Source organism: Hominiventricola sp., from assembly GCF_057604405.1.
On the sequence record NZ_DBLYVB010000030.1, the window covers coordinates 1 to 20,384 of the forward strand.

At 47.1% G+C, this 20,384-nt stretch carries 16 protein-coding genes and 2 pseudogenes; all 18 read left to right on the top strand.

Features of this window, described 5'->3' with window-relative positions:
• Positions 1-660: pseudogene (locus ACZMB2_RS12775) on the top strand (hypothetical protein); the annotation flags it as partial.
• A 197-nt stretch (positions 661-857) separates the two neighbouring features.
• Entirely contained in the window at positions 858-2,249 is a 1,392-nt protein-coding gene (gene asnS, locus ACZMB2_RS12780; RefSeq protein ID WP_487597018.1) for an asparagine--tRNA ligase, read from the top strand.
• Between the two features lie 20 nt (positions 2,250-2,269).
• Positions 2,270-2,683 (top strand): metal-sensing transcriptional repressor, encoded by a 414-nt coding sequence (locus ACZMB2_RS12785; RefSeq protein ID WP_308458227.1) that lies wholly within the window; start codon positions 2,270-2,272, stop codon positions 2,681-2,683.
• Between the two features lie 211 nt (positions 2,684-2,894).
• On the top strand, positions 2,895-5,030 hold the full coding sequence (nrdD, locus tag ACZMB2_RS12790; RefSeq protein ID WP_487597019.1) for an anaerobic ribonucleoside-triphosphate reductase: 2,136 nt from the start codon (positions 2,895-2,897) through the stop codon (positions 5,028-5,030).
• A 77-nt stretch (positions 5,031-5,107) separates the two neighbouring features.
• A complete protein-coding gene (locus ACZMB2_RS12795) occupies positions 5,108-7,030 on the top strand; it encodes a DNA gyrase/topoisomerase IV subunit B (RefSeq protein ID WP_487597020.1) in 1,923 nt (640 codons plus the stop codon).
• Between the two features lie 12 nt (positions 7,031-7,042).
• A complete protein-coding gene (locus tag ACZMB2_RS12800; RefSeq protein WP_487597021.1) occupies positions 7,043-9,283 on the top strand; it encodes a DNA gyrase/topoisomerase IV subunit A in 2,241 nt (746 codons plus the stop codon).
• 21 nt (positions 9,284-9,304) lie between these two features.
• The gene (locus ACZMB2_RS12805; RefSeq protein WP_487597022.1) at positions 9,305-9,973 is read left to right on the top strand and encodes an HAD family hydrolase; all 669 of its coding nucleotides are present in this window, start codon (positions 9,305-9,307) and stop codon (positions 9,971-9,973) included.
• Between the two features lie 134 nt (positions 9,974-10,107).
• Positions 10,108-10,620, top strand: a complete 513-nt coding sequence (locus ACZMB2_RS12810; RefSeq protein ID WP_487597023.1) for a sigma-70 family RNA polymerase sigma factor — start codon at positions 10,108-10,110, stop codon at positions 10,618-10,620.
• Positions 10,595-11,470, top strand: a complete 876-nt coding sequence (locus ACZMB2_RS12815) for an RsiV family protein (RefSeq protein WP_487597024.1) — start codon at positions 10,595-10,597, stop codon at positions 11,468-11,470. The genes ACZMB2_RS12810 and ACZMB2_RS12815 overlap by 26 nt, the downstream gene beginning before the upstream one ends.
• A 157-nt stretch (positions 11,471-11,627) precedes the next feature.
• Complete coding sequence (locus ACZMB2_RS12820) at positions 11,628-12,170, top strand: RNA polymerase sigma factor (RefSeq protein WP_487597025.1); 543 nt, start codon at positions 11,628-11,630, stop codon at positions 12,168-12,170.
• Positions 12,167-13,147, top strand: a complete 981-nt coding sequence (locus tag ACZMB2_RS12825; protein WP_487597026.1) for an immunoglobulin-like domain-containing protein — start codon at positions 12,167-12,169, stop codon at positions 13,145-13,147. Before ACZMB2_RS12820 ends, ACZMB2_RS12825 begins: the two co-directional genes overlap by 4 nt.
• Before the next feature lie 12 nt (positions 13,148-13,159).
• Positions 13,160-14,113: a DUF4349 domain-containing protein gene (locus tag ACZMB2_RS12830; protein ID WP_487597027.1), complete on the top strand. Its 954-nt coding sequence runs from the start codon at positions 13,160-13,162 to the stop codon at positions 14,111-14,113.
• A 461-nt stretch (positions 14,114-14,574) separates the two neighbouring features.
• Positions 14,575-14,673, top strand: a pseudogene (locus ACZMB2_RS12835) (ribonuclease HI); the annotation flags it as partial.
• A gap of 127 nt (positions 14,674-14,800) precedes the next feature.
• Entirely contained in the window at positions 14,801-15,502 is a 702-nt protein-coding gene (locus ACZMB2_RS12840; RefSeq protein ID WP_487597028.1) for a GntR family transcriptional regulator, read from the top strand.
• A 167-nt stretch (positions 15,503-15,669) separates the two neighbouring features.
• Positions 15,670-17,085 carry a gluconokinase gene (locus tag ACZMB2_RS12845; RefSeq protein WP_487597029.1) on the top strand — a complete coding sequence of 472 codons (1,416 nt, stop codon included), beginning with the start codon at positions 15,670-15,672 and terminating at the stop codon, positions 17,083-17,085.
• Between the two features lie 75 nt (positions 17,086-17,160).
• The gene (gene eda / locus ACZMB2_RS12850) at positions 17,161-17,787 is read left to right on the top strand and encodes a bifunctional 4-hydroxy-2-oxoglutarate aldolase/2-dehydro-3-deoxy-phosphogluconate aldolase (protein WP_487597030.1); all 627 of its coding nucleotides are present in this window, start codon (positions 17,161-17,163) and stop codon (positions 17,785-17,787) included.
• A 17-nt stretch (positions 17,788-17,804) separates the two neighbouring features.
• Positions 17,805-19,190 (top strand): NADP-dependent phosphogluconate dehydrogenase, encoded by a 1,386-nt coding sequence (gene gnd, locus ACZMB2_RS12855; RefSeq protein WP_487597031.1) that lies wholly within the window; start codon positions 17,805-17,807, stop codon positions 19,188-19,190.
• 19 nt (positions 19,191-19,209) lie between these two features.
• Positions 19,210-20,166: a phosphoglycerate dehydrogenase gene (locus tag ACZMB2_RS12860; protein ID WP_487597032.1), complete on the top strand. Its 957-nt coding sequence runs from the start codon at positions 19,210-19,212 to the stop codon at positions 20,164-20,166.
• Positions 20,167-20,384 lie beyond the last annotated feature (218 nt).

The following is a 20,384-nucleotide window of genomic DNA, read 5'->3' on the forward strand; positions in this document are numbered from 1 at the left end:
TTTTCATGGTGTCTCCTTTCGCTTTGCATGAAATTGTCATGTTATCTGCGTAGGATGTGCATTTTCTCTTTAAAATCTTTTCACATAGAAGACATTAAGTGGCTGATGCCAAGCTACCGGAAGAAGATTCTGGAAGATGTAAAGACGGCAGAGCAGGCCATGAAAAAGGTTCTGACTGAGATGACAGAGTATCTGGAGGAGAAGAAAACTTCTGAGGACGTTTGGATGGATCTTGATGAGCTGGAAGAGATTCTTCATGAGGGTCTGAAGAATGCCCATGAGCAGGTAAATAATACCCTGGGGGAACAGGATTACTACTATGCAGATTATCTGGAGATGAGGCTTCAGCAGTGCTCCATGCTGCAGACCCTCAGAAACAGTGTGACCAGGATCCGGAAGGTACCAAAGCAGGCAGTCTATGTAGCCCGGTATCTGGAGTATCTGTCAGAAAGCTCTGCGGAGAAAGATTCTCCGGAAGAACAGCTCTGGAAACTGGAAGAGTTACTTGATCAGATGAATCTGGAAGCATTGCCAAGAACCAGGGAGGAATTTGAAAACCGGGCAATCCTGTTCCATGTGCTGATGGATCTGAGAGAATTTCTGGAAATGAAACAGCATTTCCTGGAGACTCACCCGAGACATCCGGATACCATGAGATAAAATACAAAAAATGCATGCAGACAAAAAGACTGCATGCATTATTTGCGTATGAAAGGAAAGTATGATATAATGGGCGATAGCCATGGGCAGCACCTGAATGAAATGTATTTTTATATGTGCTGCAGGAGTGAGATACCGGCGGGCATATATGCCAACGGACACGCCGGTAATTTTTATGAACAGAAGGGGATATAGAAATGAAACTGATAACCGTTCGTGAATTATATAAGAACAGAGATGCTTATCTTGACAAAGAGATTACCGTAGGCGGATGGGTGCGCAGTATCCGAGATTCCAAGAGCTTTGGTTTCCTGGTGCTTCATGACGGTACTTTTTTTGAAACGCTGCAGGTGGTATATCATGATACCATGGAGAATTTTGCACAGATCGGCAAGCTGAACGTGGGCGCAGCCGTTATTGTGAAAGGCACACTGGTGGCTACCCCTCAGGCAAAACAGCCTTTTGAGATTCAGGCAGCAGAGGTAACGGTAGAGGGTGCTTCCGCACCGGATTATCCGCTGCAGAAAAAACGCCATACCCTTGAATATCTGCGTACCATGACCCATTTAAGACCGAGAACCAACACGTTCCAGGCTGTCTTCCGGGTAAGATCTCTGACCGCATATGCCATTCATAAATTTTTCCAGGAACAGGGATTTGTCTATGTACACACGCCGCTGATCACCGGAAGTGACTGCGAAGGCGCAGGAGAGATGTTCCAGGTAACTACCATGGATCTTAACAACATTCCGAAAACAGAGGATGGAAAAGTAGACTACAGCAAAGACTTCTTCTGCAAGCCGACGAACCTGACTGTCAGCGGACAGTTAAACGGTGAGACTTATGCACAGGCATTCCGCAATATCTATACATTTGGGCCGACCTTCCGCGCAGAGAATTCCAACACTACCCGTCATGCGGCTGAGTTCTGGATGATTGAGCCGGAGATGGCATTTGCAGATCTTGATGATAATATGGAGATGGCAGAGGCAATGCTCAAATATGTCATCCGTTATGTGCTGGAGAATGCCCCGGAGGAGATGAATTTCTTCAATTCCTTCGTAGACAAGGGACTTCTTGACCGCCTGAATCATGTGCTGAACTCTGAGTTCGGACATGTAACCTATACAGAGGCTGTGAAGATTCTGGAAGAGAACAATGATAAATTTGATTATAAAGTATCCTGGGGATGCGATCTTCAGACTGAGCATGAGCGTTATCTGACGGAACAGGTATTCAAACGCCCGGTATTTGTAACCGATTATCCGAAAGAGATCAAGGCATTCTACATGAAAGCAAATGAAGATGGAAAGACGGTAGCTGCCATGGACTGCCTGGTTCCGGGTATCGGCGAGATCATCGGCGGAAGCCAGAGAGAGGACGACTACGACAAACTGGCAGCACGTATGGACGAGCTGGGACTTGATAAAGAGCAGTATGGTTTTTATCTGGATCTGCGTAAATATGGTTCCACCCATCATTCCGGATTCGGTCTGGGATTCGAGCGCTGCGTGATGTATCTGACTGGTATGGGCAATATCAGAGATGTGATCCCGTTCCCGAGAACCGTAAAGAATTGTGACTTATAATCCATAAGGAGGAGACAGGCATGTCAGAAGAGCATACACATACTCATGTTGCTCCAGACGGCACAGTGTATGAGCACATTCATACCCACGAGCACGAGGAGCAGGGCCATGATCATCATGAGCAGGGACATACCCATGAGCATGAACATTCGCATGCTCACGGACATACCCACACGCATGCGAATACAAAAGCAGTGCTGAACCGGCTGTCCCGTGCTATCGGGCATCTGGAATCCATCCGGAGAATGGTGGAAGAAGGAAGGGACTGCAGCGAAGTATTGATTCAGCTTTCTGCGGTAAAATCGGCGATCAATAACACCGGAAAGGTCATTTTAAAAGACCATATTGAACATTGTCTGGTGGAGGCGGTGGAATGTGGAGACATGGAAGCCATTGCCGATCTGACTGAGGCAATTGACCGGTTTATGAAATAACCGGATGCGAAAGATAAGGCGCAGCTCTCTTTGTCAAGAGGGCAGCGCTTTCTTTTTCAAGTTTGTGAAATATAGCAGAATTTCGAAAAAGATTCTTGTAGAGTTTTCAGCGTCATTGCGACTTGCATATTCGAAGTGGTTGGTATATACTTTTAATCAACATATCGATTTGATAGAGAGAAAAAACACAAGATATAGTAGGGGTGAACGGATGTTATACGTAGTCAAAAAAGACGGGACAAGAGAGATTTTTAACGTCGAAAAGATTGTGAATGCAGTGAATAAGTCTGCAGCACGTATATTATATAAATTTTCAAGAGCAGAGATTCAGTTTATCTGTGAATTTGCCCAGGAACAGGCAGAATCGCTGGGCAAGGAAAATATTGATATTCAGGATATGCACAATATCGTGGAGGGTGCTCTCGACCGTGTAAACCCGGCGGTGGCAAAGAGCTACCGGGATTACCGGAATTATAAAAAAGACTTTGTCCATATGATGGATGACGTTTATACCAAGAGCCAGTCTATTCGCTACATTGGAGATAAAAGTAATGCCAATACGGACAGTGCTCTGGTAGCTACCAAGAGAAGCCTGATCTTCAATGAGCTGAATAAGGAACTGTACCGGAAGTTTTTCATGAACCGGAACGAGCTGCAGGCCTGCAGAGACGGTTATATCTATATTCATGACCAGTCTGCACGTCTGGATACCATGAACTGCTGTCTCTTTGATATTGCAAGCGTGCTTACTGGCGGTTTTGAGATGGGTAATGTGTGGTACAACGAGCCAAAGACCCTGGATACCGCATTCGATGTCATGGGAGACATTATTTTAAGTACCGCAGCCCAGCAGTACGGCGGATTTACCGTGCCGGAAGTGGATAAGGTGCTGGCACCCTATGCAGAGAAGAGCTATAAGAAATACAGGGAAGAATTCCTGAAATATACCGATCCGTCATGGGAAGGCACAGAGGAAAAGGCAGAAGAATATGCCATGAACAAAGTCCGCCGTGATTTTGATCAGGGATGGCAGGGAATTGAATACAAACTGAACACTGTTGGTTCTTCCAGAGGAGATTATCCCTTCGTGACCGTGACCATGGGTCTTGGACAGGAACGATTCGCAAAAATGTGTAATATTTCCCTCCTTCAGGTGCATCAGGGAGGACAGGGCAAACCGGGCAATAAAAAACCGGTATTGTTCCCGAAGATCGTATTCCTCTATGATGAGGCTATTCACGGAAAAGGCGGATGCTGCGAAGACGTCTTTGAAGCAGGACTGGAGTGTTCCTCTAAGACCATGTACCCGGACTGGCTGTCCATGAGCGGAGAGGGTTATATCTCTGAAATGTACCAGAAATACGGCAGAGTCATCAGTCCTATGGGATGCCGTGCATTCTTAAGTCCCTGGTACGAGAGAGGCGGCATGAAGCCGGCGGATGAAAATGATAAGCCGATTTTCGTGGGACGTTTCAATATTGGTGCAGTCAGCCTTCATCTGCCGATGATTCTGGCTCAGTCCCGTTCTGAGAACCGGGATTTCTATGAAGTGCTGGACTACTATCTGGAGATGATCCGAAACCTTCATATCCGCACTTATGATTATCTGGGTGAGATGAGAGCATCCACCAACCCGCTGGCTTACTGCGAGGGTGGTTTCTACGGCGGACACTTAAAGCCGGGTGATAAGATTAAGCCTCTTCTGAAACCTATGACCGCTTCCTTTGGCATCACTGCCCTTAATGAGCTGCAGGAGCTGTACAATGGAAAATCCATCCGTGAGGATGGAGAGTTTGCCCTGGAGGTTATGAGATACATTAACAAGAAGGTCAACGAGTACAAGGAGGAGGACGGTATTCTCTATGCGATCTACGGAACCCCGGCAGAGAGCCTGTGTGGCCTGCAGATTGAACAGTTCCGTAAGAAATACGGTATCGTGGAAAATGTATCTGACCGCCCGTATGTGAGCAACAGTTTCCACTGCCATGTAACGGAAAATATGACGCCTATCGAGAAACAGGACAAAGAAGGACGGTTCTGGGAGCTGTGCAATGGCGGAAAGATCCAGTATGTCCGTTATCCGGTAGGATATAATAAAGAAGCCATCCGTACTCTGGTGCGGAGAGCCATGAAGAAAGGGTTTTATGAAGGCGTGAACCTGTCTCTGGCCTACTGCGATGACTGTGGGTATCAGGAACTGGATATGGAGGTCTGCCCGAAATGCGGAAGCAGGAATCTGACCAAGATCGACCGCATGAACGGATATCTGTCCTATTCCAGAGTAAAAGGTGACACCCGCCTCAACAAAGCGAAGATGGCGGAAATCGCAGAACGTGTTTCCATGTAAATAATGTAAAATTTCAGTAACTGCCGCAGATCGATATCCTTCTGCGGCTCTGCTGTGTTATAAAGGAGTAGAAAAATATGGCAAAAAGCAGCACCTATGATGCGGACAGTATCTCTGTCCTGGAGGGACTGGAAGCAGTTCGGAAGCGTCCCGGTATGTACATCGGAAGTGTTTCTACCAAAGGCTTGAATCATCTCATTTACGAGATTGTAGATAATTCAGTGGATGAACATCTGGCAGGCTTCTGCAGCCAGATCGAGGTGTATCTGGAAAAGGATGGTTCCTGCACGGTGGCAGATAACGGCCGGGGAATTCCGGTAGGCATGCATGCGAAGGGAATGTCAGCAGAACGTCTGGTATTTACGACACTTCATGCAGGCGGAAAATTTGATGATTCCGTATATAAGACTAGCGGTGGACTTCATGGAGTAGGTTCTTCGGTGGTCAATGCTCTGTCCACCTATCTGGATATTGAAGTATCCAGGGACGGTTATATCCATCATGACCATTATGAAAGAGGAAATCCAACGATTGAACTGATCAATGGCCTGCTTCCGACCATCGGAAAGACAAGAAAGACCGGAACAAAGATTAACTTTCTGCCGGATCCGGAGATTTTTGAAAAAACTCGTTTTAAGGCAGAGGAAGTCAAGAGCCGCATGCATGAGACGGCCTATTTGAATCCGGAACTGACCATCATTTTCGAAGACCGGAGAGGTTCGGAAGTAGAACATATCGTATACCATGAGCCGGACGGGCTGGTAGGATTTGTAAAGGATCTGAATAAATCTCAGGAAGCACTTCATGATGTGGTCTATTTCAAGGGGGAGAGTGACGGCATCACTGTGGAAGCAGCATTTCAGTATGTGAATGAGTTCCATGAAAATGTTCTTGGATTCTGCAACAATATTTACAATGCAGAGGGCGGTACCCATATTACGGGATTTAAGACGGTTTTTACCACTGTGATCAACTCCTATGCCAGAGAACTGGGGGTCTTGAAAGACAAAGATGTGAACTTTACCGGAGCAGATGTCAGAAATGGTATGACGGCAGTCATCTCCATCAAACATCCGGCACCCAGGTTTGAGGGACAGACCAAGACAAAGCTTGATAATCAGGATGCATCCAAGGCCACGGCAAAAGTGACGGGAGAAGAGATTCAGCGGTATTTTGACCGGAATCTGGAGACCTTGAAGACGGTCATTGGCTGCGCTGAGAAGGCAGCGAAGATCAGGAAGACAGAGGAACGTGCAAAAACCAACCTTCTGACCAAACAGAAATTTTCCTTTGATTCCAATGGAAAGCTGGCCAACTGTGAGAGCCGGGATGCTTCCAAATGCGAGATTTTTATCGTGGAGGGAGATTCGGCAGGCGGTTCTGCCAAGACGGCAAGAAACCGGACCTATCAGGCCATTCTTCCCATCCGCGGTAAGATTCTGAACGTGGAGAAGGCAAGTATCGACAAGGTGTTGGCCAATGCGGAGATCAAGACCATGATCAATGCCTTTGGCTGCGGATTTTCCGAAGGATACGGAAATGACTTCGACATTACGAAGCTTCGTTATGACAAAATTATTATTATGGCCGATGCGGACGTGGACGGCGCCCATATCAGTACGCTGCTTTTAACCTTGTTCTACCGCTTTATGCCGGAATTGATCTATGAGGGACATGTGTACATTGCCATGCCGCCCCTTTATAAAGCCATGCCATCGAGAGGCAAGGAAGAATACCTCTATGATGACAAGGCCCTGGAAAAATACAGAAAGAAACATACCGGTGCGTTTACCCTGCAGCGATACAAAGGTCTCGGTGAGATGGACGCTTCCCAGCTGTGGGAGACGACCATGGATCCGGAGCACAGAAGACTCCGCCTGGTGGAGATCGAGGATGCCAGACTGGCTGCCTCTGTAACAGAGATGTTGATGGGAACTGAAGTGCCGCCAAGACGGAAATTTATTTATGACAATGCGGTTGACGCAGAGCTGGATGTGTAAGGAGGACTTTTCATGAGTGAAGAAATGATTATCAAAACAGAATATTCTGACATCATGCAGAAGTCCTATATCGACTATGCCATGAGTGTCATTGTAGCCCGCGCTCTGCCGGATGTGCGGGATGGTTTAAAACCGGTACAAAGAAGAACTCTCTACGATATGCATGAGCTGGGCATCCGCAGTGACCGCCCCTACCGTAAATGTGCCCGTATCGTCGGCGATACCATGGGTAAATACCATCCCCACGGAGACAGCTCCATCTATGAAGCGCTGGTTGTGATGAGCCAGGATTTCAAGAAAGGACTGCCTCTCATTGACGGCCATGGAAATTTTGGTTCCATCGAGGGAGATGGTGCCGCAGCAATGCGATATACAGAAGCACGTCTTCAGAAAGTCAGCGAGGAAGCCCTGCTGGCAGACCTTGATAAAGACATTGTGGATTTTGTGCCGAACTTTGATGAAACAGAGAAAGAGCCAGGAGTGCTTCCGGCGAGAATTCCCCATCTTCTCATCAATGGGGCCGAGGGAATCGCAGTTGGTATGTCCACCAGCATCCCGTCTCATAATTTAAGAGAAACCATCGATGCCATGGAAGCGTATATGAAGAACCCGGAACTGACCGTGGAAGATCTGCTCACGATCATGCCGGGACCGGATTTCCCCACAGGCGGCATCGTGGTAAATAAAGACGAGCTTCCGGAGATTTACCGGACCGGTGCAGGAAAAATCAAGATCCGAGGTCGTGTTGAAGTGGAGAAACTAAAAGGCGGGAAAGAGCAGCTGGTGATTACGGAGATTCCCTACACCATGATTGGAGCCAATATCGGAAAGTTCTTAAACGATATCGGAAGCCTTGTGGAGAGCAAAACGACTACAGACATCGTGGATATTACCAACCAGTCTTCCAAGGAAGGTATCCGGATCGTTCTGGAACTGAAAAAGGGCGCTGACACGGAGCAGCTCACGAACATGCTCTATAAGAAAACAAGGCTGGAAGATACGTTTGGTGTGAATATGCTGGCAGTTGCAGACGGAAGACCAGAGACACTGGGTCTGACCCAGATCTTCGATCAAGTCATTGACTTCCAGTTTGAGCTGAACACGAGAAAATATAAAACTCTGTTAAATAAAGAGCTGGATAAGAAAGAAATTCAGGAAGGCCTCATTAAGGCCTGTGATGTGATTGATCTGATCATTGAGATTTTACGGGGCAGCCGGGATCTGAAGATGGCGAAAGGCTGTCTCATGAGCGGTGCGACGGAAGGAATCCGTTTTAAATCAGAGCAGTCAAAAGTGCAGGCAGAGAAACTTCGTTTCACGGAACGTCAGGCAACGGCGATTCTGGAAATGCGGCTCTATAAACTCATTGGTCTGGAGATCGAGGCTCTCATGAAAGAACATGATCAGACCATGAAAAATATTGCCCGCTATTCCGAGATCCTCAATAACTACGACGAGATGCAGAAAGTGATCATTGCAGATCTGGAACGTTATAAGAAATCCTATGGAGAAGAACGGAAGACAGACATTGTCAACGCCCAGGCAGCTGTCTATGTGGAGAAGAAGATCGAGGAGATGCCGGTGGTATTTCTTATGGACCGCTTCGGCTACTGCAGAACCGTGGATACAGCCACCTATGAGAGAAATAAAGAGGCTGCCGACAGTGAGAGCCGGTATGTACTCACCTGCCGCAATACGGACCGACTCTGTCTCTTTACGGACACCGGAAAAATGTATACGGCAAAAGTACAGGAGCTGCCCTATGGAAAATTCCGTGACAAGGCATTTCCGATTGATAATTACAGTAATTTTGACAGTGCACAGGAACGGATTGTCTGCGTGAGCAGCATGGAGGATCTGATTCTTGGCACCATGCTTTTTGTAACCAAATACGGCATGACCAAGACTGTCAGTGGTTATGAATATGATGTGCGTACCAGAACCAGTATGGCCACTAAGTTAAATGAAGGAGACGAAGTGCTCTATGCCGGACTGGTGGGAGATCACACCCAGCTGGTGCTCCAGTCTGCGGAGGGATTTTTCCTGCGGTTCCCTGTAGAAGAAATCCCGGAGAAGAAGAAGGCAGCCATCGGTGTACGTGCCATGAAGCTGTCTGCCAAAGATCATCTGGAAGAGGTGTATGCATTGGCAGATGGAGAAGAACGGAACATTCTTTATAAAGAAAAAGAGGTGGCACTGCAGAAACTGAAAAATGGAAGCCGGGACCAGAAAGGAACAAAGATCCGGGTATAAGCTTCCAGAAGGAGAAAAAGAGTGGGAACATACAGAACCTATGAGAATATCAAAGCAGTCATTCTGGATATGGACGGAACATTACTGGATACGGTGCTGGATATGCTGGAAGCCGTTAACCATGCCATGGATATGGCCGGACATCCCAGAATTACCTATAAAGAGTTTCAACCGCTGACTGGCGGAGGAGTCCGTGATATTTACAAAGCGCTTCTGGCGGATCGGACACCGGAAATGCGTGAGCAGGCGGTGCAGACTCATCTGACCTGGTACCGTACTCACTGCGCAGATAAAACCTGCTTTTATCCAGGAATGAAAGAGATGCTGATGGAATTGAGCAGACGCGGCCTGAAGCTTGCCATTATTACCAATAAAGTGGAGCGAAATGCATTGAAGATCGCTGATCATTTCTGCTCAGATATTCCCTTTGCAGAAGTATGGGGAAATAATGATGTCCGTCCATTAAAGCCAGACCCGCAGGTAGGCTATATGGCATGCGAAGCACTTCAGGTAAAACCGGAGGAAGTGCTTTACGTGGGAGATGGTGATACGGACATGAAATTTGCAAAAGCCATGGGCTTTGGCGCTGTTGCAGCCTGCTGGGGTTACACAGACCGGGAGATCCTTCAGAAAAATGGCGCGGAAGTATTGCTGGAAAAACCATTGGATTTATTAGAACTTTTAGCTTAAATACTGATATAGCAAAATCAAAATGTTCGGATTTTTTAGGAAAGAAAAATCAGGGCATTTTTTATAAAACTTTGAAACTTTTCTCAACCAGATGTGGTCTAATAGATAAAAGAAAATGAAAGGAGGAGATAAATATGAAAGCTTCAGAAAAAGAGGCTCTTGTGCATGAGTGTCTGATAAAGAATTATGAAAAATATTATAGAATGGCTTACAGCTATGTATTCTGTGAGCAGGATGCGATGGATATCGTTCAGGAAGGTGCTTATCGGGCAATCCTGAAAAGTGATCTTTTAAAACAGCCGGAATATGTGGATACCTGGATTTGTAAAATTGTGATAAATGAGGCATTGCGCTTCTTAAAGAAAAATAAACTGACATCCGTGGATATGGAAAGTTTACCGGAACAGGGTCAGGAAGACCAGGTGGAAGATATTGATCTTCAGAGAGCCCTTGATAAACTGGATGAGCAGGAAAGAGCGATTGTAGTGCTTCGTTATTTTGAAGAAGAGAAGATCGATAACATTGGAAAAATCATGGAACTTAATGTAAATACAGTGAAGAGCAGACTCTATCGGGCTATGGATAAATTAAAAAAATATATGGAAACAGGAGGGGTGGAATATGGGAAACTGGAAAAAGGAGTATGAGGAAATTAAAGTGCCTGAGAATATGAAAGAACGGATGGAAGCATCTATAGAGAGAGCCAAAATGGAAAAGAGAAAAGTAAAAAAAGTAAAATTGTGGAAAACATGTGCAAGTGCAGCAGCGGTACTGGCCATTGTGCTGGTTCTTCCCAATACGAGCCAGACAGCAGCGGCAGCCATGCAGCAGATTCCGCTTCTGGGAAATTTGTTTAAAATCACAACCATAAGAGAATATCAGGTGGATGAAGAACGGAATATGGCCAATGTAAAAGTGCCGCAGGTGGAAACGCAGAATACCGGAGATGGAGAAGCTGCAGATCAGGGTACTGTAGAACAGGCAAAAGCGACCGTAGATGCCATCAATTTTGATATTGAGGAAGAAACCAACAAGCTTATTGATGAGTTCAAAGAGAGTATGAAAAATGAAGAAGGTTATCAGGATATTTATATCGACAGTAAGGTTCTGACAGACAATGACAGACTTTTCTCTCTGGAACTCATTCTCTATCAGGGAGCTGGCAGTGGTTATGAGCAGCACAAACATTACACGGTAGATAAATTGACCGGAAAAGAGCTGACCCTCAAAGATCTGTGCGGAGACGATTATGTGAATACTATCAGCGAAGAAGTAAAGGAGCAGATGAGAGCGCAGATGGCAGCAGACGAAACCGTGAAGTACTGGCTGGATGATCCGGATGTACCGGAGTGGAATTTCGATAAGATCGCAGAAGATCAGGATTTCTACGTAAATGCAGAAGGCCATGTGGTAATCTGCTTCAACGAGTATGACGTAGCACCGGGTTCCATGGGATGTGTGGAATTTATCATGCCCCAGACGGTAACTTTGGATTAAAAATGAATCAACATGTTGTGAAAGCCGGGTTTTTGAAAAAAGAACCCGGCTTTAGGAATATTTAAGAGAAATTCAGAAGATTTTCCGGAAGAAGTGTAGTAAAATAAAAAATAATTACGTTTCTATTTATGTAAATGCATTTACCGGAGGATACGATATGTTTTTCTTTCTGACACTTCTGGAAGATCCGGAGGAACAACAGAAATTTACAGAGATTTATTACCAGTACCGGCATTTTCTGTGGTATGTGGCAAATCAGAAGCTGCAGGATGCCCATCTCGCAGAGGACGCGGTGCAGGAGACTTTTCTGGCGTTGACCAGGCATCTTGACAAAGTAGAGGAAGTTCACAGTGACCGAACCCGGAATTTTCTGGCAACCATTGTGCGAAGTAAAGCAGTGGATATTCTGCGGAAGAAGCTGCCGGAGTCGGAACTTCCGGAAGCATATGGAGAAAAGCAGAGCGGCGGTGATATGCTGGATCAGTATCTGACGAAGGAAAATTATCACCGGCTGGTATCCTGTGTCCTGGAATTGGACGATACATACCGTACTGTATTTGAATACAAATTTATGTACCAGATGTCGGATGCGGAGATTGGGGATGTGCTGGGAATCTCAGCGAAAAATGTGAATATCCGATATTTCCGGGCAAGGAAAAAACTGCAGGACATGATCAGAAAGGAGGTGCAGAAAGCTTGAGCAGGCAGGAAGAGAAGAAAGCAGAGGCAGAAAAATTACTGACCCGTGTACTAGAAGAATGCCTGGATGAAGATTTAAGTTTTGTGCCTCCGGAACGGGAAATCGCAAGAAGCCACACCTTTTCAGAATCGTTTGAAGAAAAGATGGATCAGCTGTTGAATGACGGGGAAGAGGCGGCGCGAAAAGGAAAAGAAAGGGAGATCCGCAGACATTTCTCGCCGCGGTATGGACAGATGGCAGCAACCGTACTGATTTTTCTGGTGGCAGGATTCCTGGTATGGAACGTAAAAGATCTGTTTCATTCAGAAATTGCTTCAGAAAGTGCGAAGACGGAAACCGCTATGGATACTTCTGCTTATGATGATGCTATGTTAGAAGAGAGTGCAGCAGAAGACGAGGAAGAAGTCATGACAACGGAAGAAAGTGCAGAAGCGGCGGCGCAGGAAGAAGCGGCAGCGGATCAGGCGGATGCCGGAGCGAAAGAGATCTCGCCGCTGGAAGAAGAGTGGAGTAAAGGAGAGATTAATGACCCGTCTCAGGAAGGTGTGTCTTATTGCGGTAAGCTGATTTATCCGGCAGTGCAGCAGGACGTTCCTGAACATCTGGAGGAAGTGACCACGCTTGTCAACTGTCCGGTACAGGATGAAGAGAATACGACGATGGTGCTGACCATTGGAAATACCAGCGAAAATGCGGTGCGTTATCTGGATGGTTATGACATCGAAGTGCAGATTGGATCTACCTGGTATGTCATTCCACACAAACAGTATGAACAGCGAACCTGGAAAAATCTGGAAGGGAAAATGGCGATCGATATGGAAATCAATCTGTCAGATTTTGATATTGACTATGGCGCGCAGGAATACCGGGTGATTGCTTATGTAGATGGTCAGCAGGTAAGTGCAGAATTTACATTTGAGGAAGTATTTGCAGAAAAAATGGAAGAACAGGAGGCAGCGGAAGCCTCCGGACAGTAAAGGAGGGATTGTATGAAGAAGAGAGTATTGGCGTTTTTACTGGCAGGCATGATGTTATTAGCGGCAGGCTGTGGCAGCAAGTCCATGATGACGACGGAAAGTGCTGTTTCGAAAAGCAGTGCTGCCATGGACACGGCTTATGCGGGCAGTCAGTATGATGCGAGTATGACAGAAGATGCCTATGAAGAAACTGCCATGGACAGTGGAAGTGGTGTTACCTCGGAAAATGGACTGGAGTCTACAGTTGAGAACGGACGGAAACTGATTCGTACCATTTATCTGTCCTTACAGACCACGGAATTTGATTCGGTATTAAGCGATTTAAGCGCAAAAACTACAGAGCTGGGCGGTTATATTGAAAATTCCTCGATCAGTGGTAATAGCTATTATTATAAGAGTACCAGGTATGCAAGCTACACCATCCGGATTCCGTCAGATCAGCTGGATCAGTTTGTGGATATCGTGGGTGAACTCGGAAACGTAACCCAGAAAAATGAATCTGTAGAGGATGTAACTCTCCAGTATGTGGATGTGGAAAGCCGGAAGAAAGCACTGGAGACCGAGCAGGAGCGACTGCTGGAACTACTTTCCCAGGCGGAAAATATGGAAGATCTGCTGGCCATTGAGAGCAAGCTTTCTGATGTCCGGTATGAACTGGAAAATTACGGAAGCCAGCTTCGCATGCTGGATAACCAGATTGATTACAGTACCGTCAACGTGGATGTGGATGAAGTGGAACGGGTTACCGATACGGGAGAGAAGAGTTTCTTCGGAGAAATCAAAGACCGGTTTGGCGACAGCCTTTATACCGTGGGCAGAGATATGAGGGGATTCGTTATCGTGATACTTGGTTCCCTGCCAATCCTCATCGTCTGGGCGGTGATCATTATAGTAGTGGTACTGGCAGTGAAGAAGATCCGGAAGAGACGGAAGCAGAAGAAGGAAGAACAGAAAAAAGAAGAATAGGCAGGAATAATAGAAATGGGGGCTGCGGTTTAAAACTGCAGTCCCTTTTTACATTTGCAAACCATGCCCCGCAATGGTATAATACCCTGACTTTTGCAGCTAAATGGATATAAAACACCCGTTAAACCCAGTAAATACAGGGCTTGGCGGGTTTTCTGCTTTGTCAGATTTTCATGGTGTTTTTTCTACTTTTTGGTCTTTGCTAAAACTTTTTTAATTTCCCCCAGAGTACGGATACGTTTTCCAAAATCAATATCTGTAGGAACGTTTAATATATACATCTTTGTTATTTACACTGCCTGTGATTGAAATATACAAATGTGACACCTCCTTGTGACATCATATATATCATACAACAAAGCGTATAAAAGCGCACGTATAATTTCGGAAAATTTGACAAAAAAATACAGGCTTTATAAGACCGGCAGTGATTTTTCTAATATTTAACTGTCAAACTCCCGAAGGGCCATGCAGGGCATGCATACAACGAGCGGTGCGACCATCTGGCCACCTCGGCGGCAGATGGGGAGGAGCTTCCGGCGGATCCCGGCATGTCATGATTTTTTGAAATGTTAGCAGAAAATAAAAAGATGATGACATAAAATGCAAGGGAATGGTTGCTGATTTTATGAATTTTATGGTACATTATAGAAAAGTAGTATTGAAAGAAATGGAGACAGAAAAGAAATGGCAAGTGGAAAGATAGAAAACGGAAAAGAAACGCTGGTGGATACCATCTATGAGCAGATCCGAAGGGACATTGTGGGGCATGTGCTTTTGCCGGGACAGAAGCTCAAGACGAAGGAGCTGTCTGCCCGTTACGGCGTCAGTGAGACACCGGTGAAGCTGGCACTGAACCGACTCTGCACGGAGCACGTCATTGACAATTATCCGAGACAGGGCATGAAGGTACATGAGTTTTCTCCGGATGAAGCAGGAGAGATTTTTGATATCCGCAGGATGATGGATCTCTACTATGCAAAAGAAGTCATCGATACAGTGGCCAGCAACCGGATCTTCCAGGAAGAGATGCGAAAGAATGTGGAAGAACATCTGGAGATTGTGGCGGATATCGGTGAAAATGCTTCCCTGGAGCAGTATCTGAAAAATTACATGTATGACTATAAGTTCCATGAATTATATCTGAAATGTACTGGCAACCGGAAGATTCTGGATGTTTACAAGAGCATCAATCCTTTCGTATATTCCAATTATGTGTTCCAGAGGCAGTCCCGGGAGAAGGATGTGGCCGGGGTGATGGAGCACCGTCAGATGCTGGATGCTATCTGTGAAAAGGATGAACAGGCGCTGAAGATCGCCATCAATATCCATTATAATAACACAAAGAAGACGATCATGCGGGTGTTGAAGGTGGAAAAAATGTTTTGATATACAGTGCTTGTATAATCTGTTTAAAATCAAGAAAATTGAACAGATTCTGTTGACAGAATGCCCAAAACAATTCTATAATAAAATTGAGTTTGATAAAGAAAAAATTTTTTTTAAAGAATAAAAAATATTATAAATTAAAATGATTGTAGAAAGGTTGAGGGAATATGAACATTTTGGTATTGGAAGCCAGTACCACATCAGCCAAGGCGATGCTGTATGATACAGACACCGGAAAATTTGATGTGAAATCGCGGGCGTACACCGGTAACTACGAAGATGTGACGATGCACAAGGCGGATAATGTCTATGAACAGATGATCGCTTTGGGAAGAGAAGTGGCAGCGGGCCATGAGATTTCCATGATTTCTCTGAGCGGTACCTGGCACAGCCTGTTCCTGTGCGATCAGGATATGAAGCCTGTGACACCGGTCTATCTGTGGTCCTACACCGGGGCTGCGGAGGTGTGTAAGGAACTCCGGGAAGATCCGGAGTATGTAAAATGGTTTTACAATAAGACCGGATGTATGGTCAATGCCATCTATCCGTTCTTTAAGCTGCTTCTTCTGAAAAAGAAGGGCTATGATTTAAGCAGGCATTATATATTCGGGCAGGGTACATACAACAACTACCGGATGACCGGTAAGCGGATCATCACCGAGTGCCTGGCTTCTGGAACAGGACTTCTGAATACCCATACGAAAAAGTATGATCCGGAGATCCTGAAAGAGGCAGGCATCACCGAGGATCAGCTTTCTGAGGTGATCGATTATAAGCATACGTATCCGTTGACGGCGGAGGCGGCAGCGGCGCTGGGTGTGAAGCCGGGTATCCCGGTTGTTCCCACCAGCTCCGACGGAGGCCTGAACCAGGTGGGTGTGGGTGCTTCCGTGGAGGGGGTAATGACCTTTTCTGTCGGAACGAGCGGTGCCATCCGTCTGACGACCGCACAGCCGGTACTGCCGGATCAGCCCAGCACCTGGTGCTACATGTCCCCCAAGGCATGGTTAAGCGGCGCAGCCACCAACGGCTGCTGCAATTGCATCGACTGGTATAAGGATCACGCCTTTGGTCAGGATGTTTCCTATGGAGAGATCGAGAAGGGCATCACCGACCGGGAGACGAACCCGGTATTCCTGCCGTTTCTGTTCGGTGAGCGCTGCCCCGGCTGGAATGATGAGAGAAAGGGCGGTTTTCTGGAGATCCTGCCGAAACACAAGGCCAATGATCTCTATCTGGCAGTACAGGAGGGTGTTCTTTTCAACCTGTACCACTGCTACAAGATGCTGACAAAGGTGAATGAACCGCCAAAACGGATCAAGTTTTCCGGCGGTATCCTGCATTCCCCGGCATGGGCACAGATGTGTGCAGATATTTTCCAGAAGGATCTGGAGGTGGATGACAACGAGCAGGGCTCACTGCTTGGCGGTGCAGTACTGGCTATGGAGCTGGCTGGTGTGATCGGTGATGTACGGGATTTTGACCCCGCACCGGCGAAGATCATTCATCCAAACCCGGAGATGGCAGATTTTTATGAGAAGAAATTCGAGAGATACCTGAAATGCTATGAAGCAGGCTGCTGATGGGGCAAATGTTTCATTACGGGTAATATTTTAATTAATATAAACCAATAAAAAATCAAATGGAGGAAGAGAAAAATGGATGTAAACAAGAAAATCGAAGAGCTGAAACTGGTTCCTGTTGTGGTACTTCAGGATGTAAAGGATGCAGTGCCGCTGGCAAAAGCACTGATCGCAGGCGGACTTCCGGTTGCTGAGGTAACCTTCCGTACCGCGGCTGCAGCAGATTCCATCAAGGCAATCTCCGAGGCATGCCCTGAGATGCTCGTTGGTGCAGGTACCGTAACCAACCTGGAGCAGGCAAAGAAGGCAAAAGAGGCCGGAGCAAAGTTCATCGTTACTCCTGGATTCTCCAAAACAGTTACTGAGTTCGCAGTAGAGAACAATATTCCGGTATTCCCGGGCGTATGCACACCTACTGAGATCATGATGGTAATGGAGTACAACCTTCCGGTTGTAAAATTCTTCCCGGCATCCCAGTACGGCGGACTGGCTACCATCAAGGCACTTTCCGGCCCGTTCCCGTCCTTAAGATTCATGCCCACCGGCGGTGTGAATGCAGGTAACGTAAAGGAGTATCTGGCAAGTCCGAAGATCATCGCCTGCGGCGGCAGCTGGATGGTAAAAGAGAGCCTGATCAAGGAAGGCAAATTTGATGAGATCGAGAAACTGACCGCAGAGGCAGTTGCTCTTGTAAGAGAATAATATTTTGGAGGCACGGCATGAAAAATTGTGATATTGCGTTGTATGGTCTTGGCGTAATGGGAAGCAGCCTGGCAAAGAACATGATCCATCATGATTTCCGGGTAGCGGCTTACAGCAAAAGTGATGCAGAGCGAGCACGTTTTGCGGTGCCGGGCAAGGAGGATCATTACGCAGTGTGTGCGGATGTCCGGGAAATGGTTGAAAGCCTGAAAACACCGCGGATTATCTTTATGATGGTAACTGCGGGTCCGGCAGTGGACAGCGTCATCGCCGAGCTGCTTCCGTTTCTGGAGCAGGGCGATGTGCTCATTGACGGCGGTAATTCCTACTTCAAGGATACTGCCCGCCGGTATGAGGATCTGGAGAGCAAAGGCATCTGTTATCTTGGCGTCGGCGTGTCCGGCGGCGAGAAGGGTGCGCTTTACGGCCCCAGCATGATGGCTGGCGGAAGCCGGAAGGGCTGGGAGGCATCCCGGCACATCCTGCAGACCATCGCCGCACACTGCGGGGAAGATTCCTGCTGTACGTATATTTCCAGAGAGGGTGCGGGCCATTATGTGAAAATGGTGCACAACGGCATTGAGTATGCGGTGCTGCAGCTCATCGCGGAGACGTACTATGTGATGAAGCACGGGTTACATCTGACCCATGAACAGATCACGGACATCTTCCGGGAGTGGAAGAGCAGCCGCCTCAATTCCTATCTGATCGACATCAGCGTCAGCGTCCTGGAAAAAATGGACGAGGACGGCACCCCTCTTGTGGAGAAAATTCTGGATGTGGCTGCCCAGAAGGGAACCGGCCGGTGGACCCTGGAGGAATCCATTGCCCGCGGCGTATACATTCCCACCATTTTTGAGGCAGTATTTGCAAGAAACTTTTCTTCTGATAAGGAAGTCCGCAAAGAAGGCTATCAGAAGCTTTCTGCAACGGCGGTTCCGGTTGTCATGGATACTTGCGCGAAGAAGCTGGGAGACGCGCTGCTTCTTTCCATCATTGTGAGCTATGCCCAGGGCATGGCGCTGATCGCAAAGGCATCTGATGAGAATGGCTGGGACATCGACCTGGCAGATCTGATCGGCGTATGGAGAGCCGGATGCATCATCCGCAGCGAACTGCTGACAGAAGTAAAAGATTCCCTGAAAGAAAATGAGAAAAATCTCATTCTGACAGACACCTTCTCTTATATCGGCGATCTGGAGCCCGCCCTGCGGGAGACTGTCACCAAAGCGGAGAATGCGGCGATTGCCGTTCCCGCACTTGCTTCTGCGCTTCATTACTATGATTACTACCGCAGTGAGCAGATGCCGGTGAACTTCGTGCAGGCGCTGAGAGACTGCTTCGGTGCGCATACCTATGAGAGAACCGACCGGGAAGGACACTTCCACACCGAGTGGGAGTAGGAGTAAAGGAGATCGCAAAATGGCAAAATATAAAGTTCTGGTTACCGCCAGATCATTTGGAACCGCTGACAGCAAGGCACTGGATCTGCTGGCAGCAAACGACTGTGAAGTAAAGAAACTGGTAGCTGCTGACGGCCCGATCCCGGAGCAGTTAAAGAAGGAACTGCCCGAGGCAGATGCTGTCATCGCCGGCCTGGAGGACTACGATGAGGCGCTCATCGCCTGCGGCAGCAAGCTGAAAGTCATCTCCCGTTATGGCGTGGGCTATGACAAGGTAGATGTGAAGGCAGCAGCTGCACACAACGTGGCAGTGACCATCACCCCCGGCGCCAACGGAGATTCCGTGGCAGATATGGCAATGGCACTCATGCTGGACTGCGCAAGAAACGTGACCACCATGGACAACGGCATCAAGGCAAAGAACCAGGTTCGTCCCCAGGGACTGGAAATGTGGGAGAAGACTCTTGGTGTAGTAGGCGCAGGCCGGATCGGTAAGGGCGTTGCAAAACGCTGCACCGGCTTCAACATGCGGATCCTGTGCTACGACCAGTATCAGGACGAGGCATTCAAGAAAGAGTGCGGCGCAGAGTATGTAGATCTGGATACCCTGATCAGGGAGTCAGATTTCATCACCATCCATTCTCCCCTGACGCCGGAGACTAGACATATGTTCAGTACCGCGCAGTTTAAGGTTATGAAAAACGAAGCTATTCTTGTCAACACAGCAAGAGGCGGTATTGTGGATGAGGATGCCCTTTACGAGGCTCTCGCATCAGGCGAGATCCGCGCGGCCGGCCTGGATGCTACCGTGGACGAGCCCCCGTACGACAGCCGTCTGTGCAGCCTTTCCAACTGCATCCTGACACCCCATGCAGGCGCAGCAACGAAAGAGGCCAGCAGCAAGATGAGCCTCATGGCAGCACAGAACGCAGTGGATGTGCTGACCAAGGGAAGCTGTAAATTTGAGGTAAAATAACAGCAGGTATTTGAAATAATAATATGGAAAGAGAAAAGGCAGGTATCTGACAGAAAAGCTTTGTCGGATGTCCTGTCTTTTCTTATAGTTATAAAAAATTTTTTCGCGAAAATAAAAGCTGACTTGAAATTTTAAATTCCAGTGCAGTGGTAAATTCCACCAGACATTAAAATTCCTTGATTTTATTGAATTATAATGAGCAAAATCTTTAGATAACT

What these genes read in the sequence shown, in the direction of transcription:
- asnS (WP_487597018.1), top strand. Translation starts at nt 858, where the DNA reads ATGAAACTGATAACCGTTCGTGAATTATATAAGAACAGAGATGCTTAT.
- ACZMB2_RS12785 (WP_308458227.1), top strand. Translation starts at nt 2,270, where the DNA reads ATGTCAGAAGAGCATACACATACTCATGTTGCTCCAGACGGCACAGTG.
- nrdD (WP_487597019.1), top strand. Translation starts at nt 2,895, where the DNA reads ATGTTATACGTAGTCAAAAAAGACGGGACAAGAGAGATTTTTAACGTC.
- ACZMB2_RS12795 (WP_487597020.1), top strand. Translation starts at nt 5,108, where the DNA reads ATGGCAAAAAGCAGCACCTATGATGCGGACAGTATCTCTGTCCTGGAG.
- ACZMB2_RS12800 (WP_487597021.1), top strand. Translation starts at nt 7,043, where the DNA reads ATGAGTGAAGAAATGATTATCAAAACAGAATATTCTGACATCATGCAG.
- ACZMB2_RS12810 (WP_487597023.1), top strand. Translation starts at nt 10,108, where the DNA reads ATGAAAGCTTCAGAAAAAGAGGCTCTTGTGCATGAGTGTCTGATAAAG.
- ACZMB2_RS12815 (WP_487597024.1), top strand. Translation starts at nt 10,595, where the DNA reads ATGGGAAACTGGAAAAAGGAGTATGAGGAAATTAAAGTGCCTGAGAAT.
- ACZMB2_RS12820 (WP_487597025.1), top strand. Translation starts at nt 11,628, where the DNA reads ATGTTTTTCTTTCTGACACTTCTGGAAGATCCGGAGGAACAACAGAAA.
- ACZMB2_RS12830 (WP_487597027.1), top strand. Translation starts at nt 13,160, where the DNA reads ATGAAGAAGAGAGTATTGGCGTTTTTACTGGCAGGCATGATGTTATTA.
- ACZMB2_RS12840 (WP_487597028.1), top strand. Translation starts at nt 14,801, where the DNA reads ATGGCAAGTGGAAAGATAGAAAACGGAAAAGAAACGCTGGTGGATACC.
- ACZMB2_RS12845 (WP_487597029.1), top strand. Translation starts at nt 15,670, where the DNA reads ATGAACATTTTGGTATTGGAAGCCAGTACCACATCAGCCAAGGCGATG.
- eda (WP_487597030.1), top strand. Translation starts at nt 17,161, where the DNA reads ATGGATGTAAACAAGAAAATCGAAGAGCTGAAACTGGTTCCTGTTGTG.
- gnd (WP_487597031.1), top strand. Translation starts at nt 17,805, where the DNA reads ATGAAAAATTGTGATATTGCGTTGTATGGTCTTGGCGTAATGGGAAGC.
- ACZMB2_RS12860 (WP_487597032.1), top strand. Translation starts at nt 19,210, where the DNA reads ATGGCAAAATATAAAGTTCTGGTTACCGCCAGATCATTTGGAACCGCT.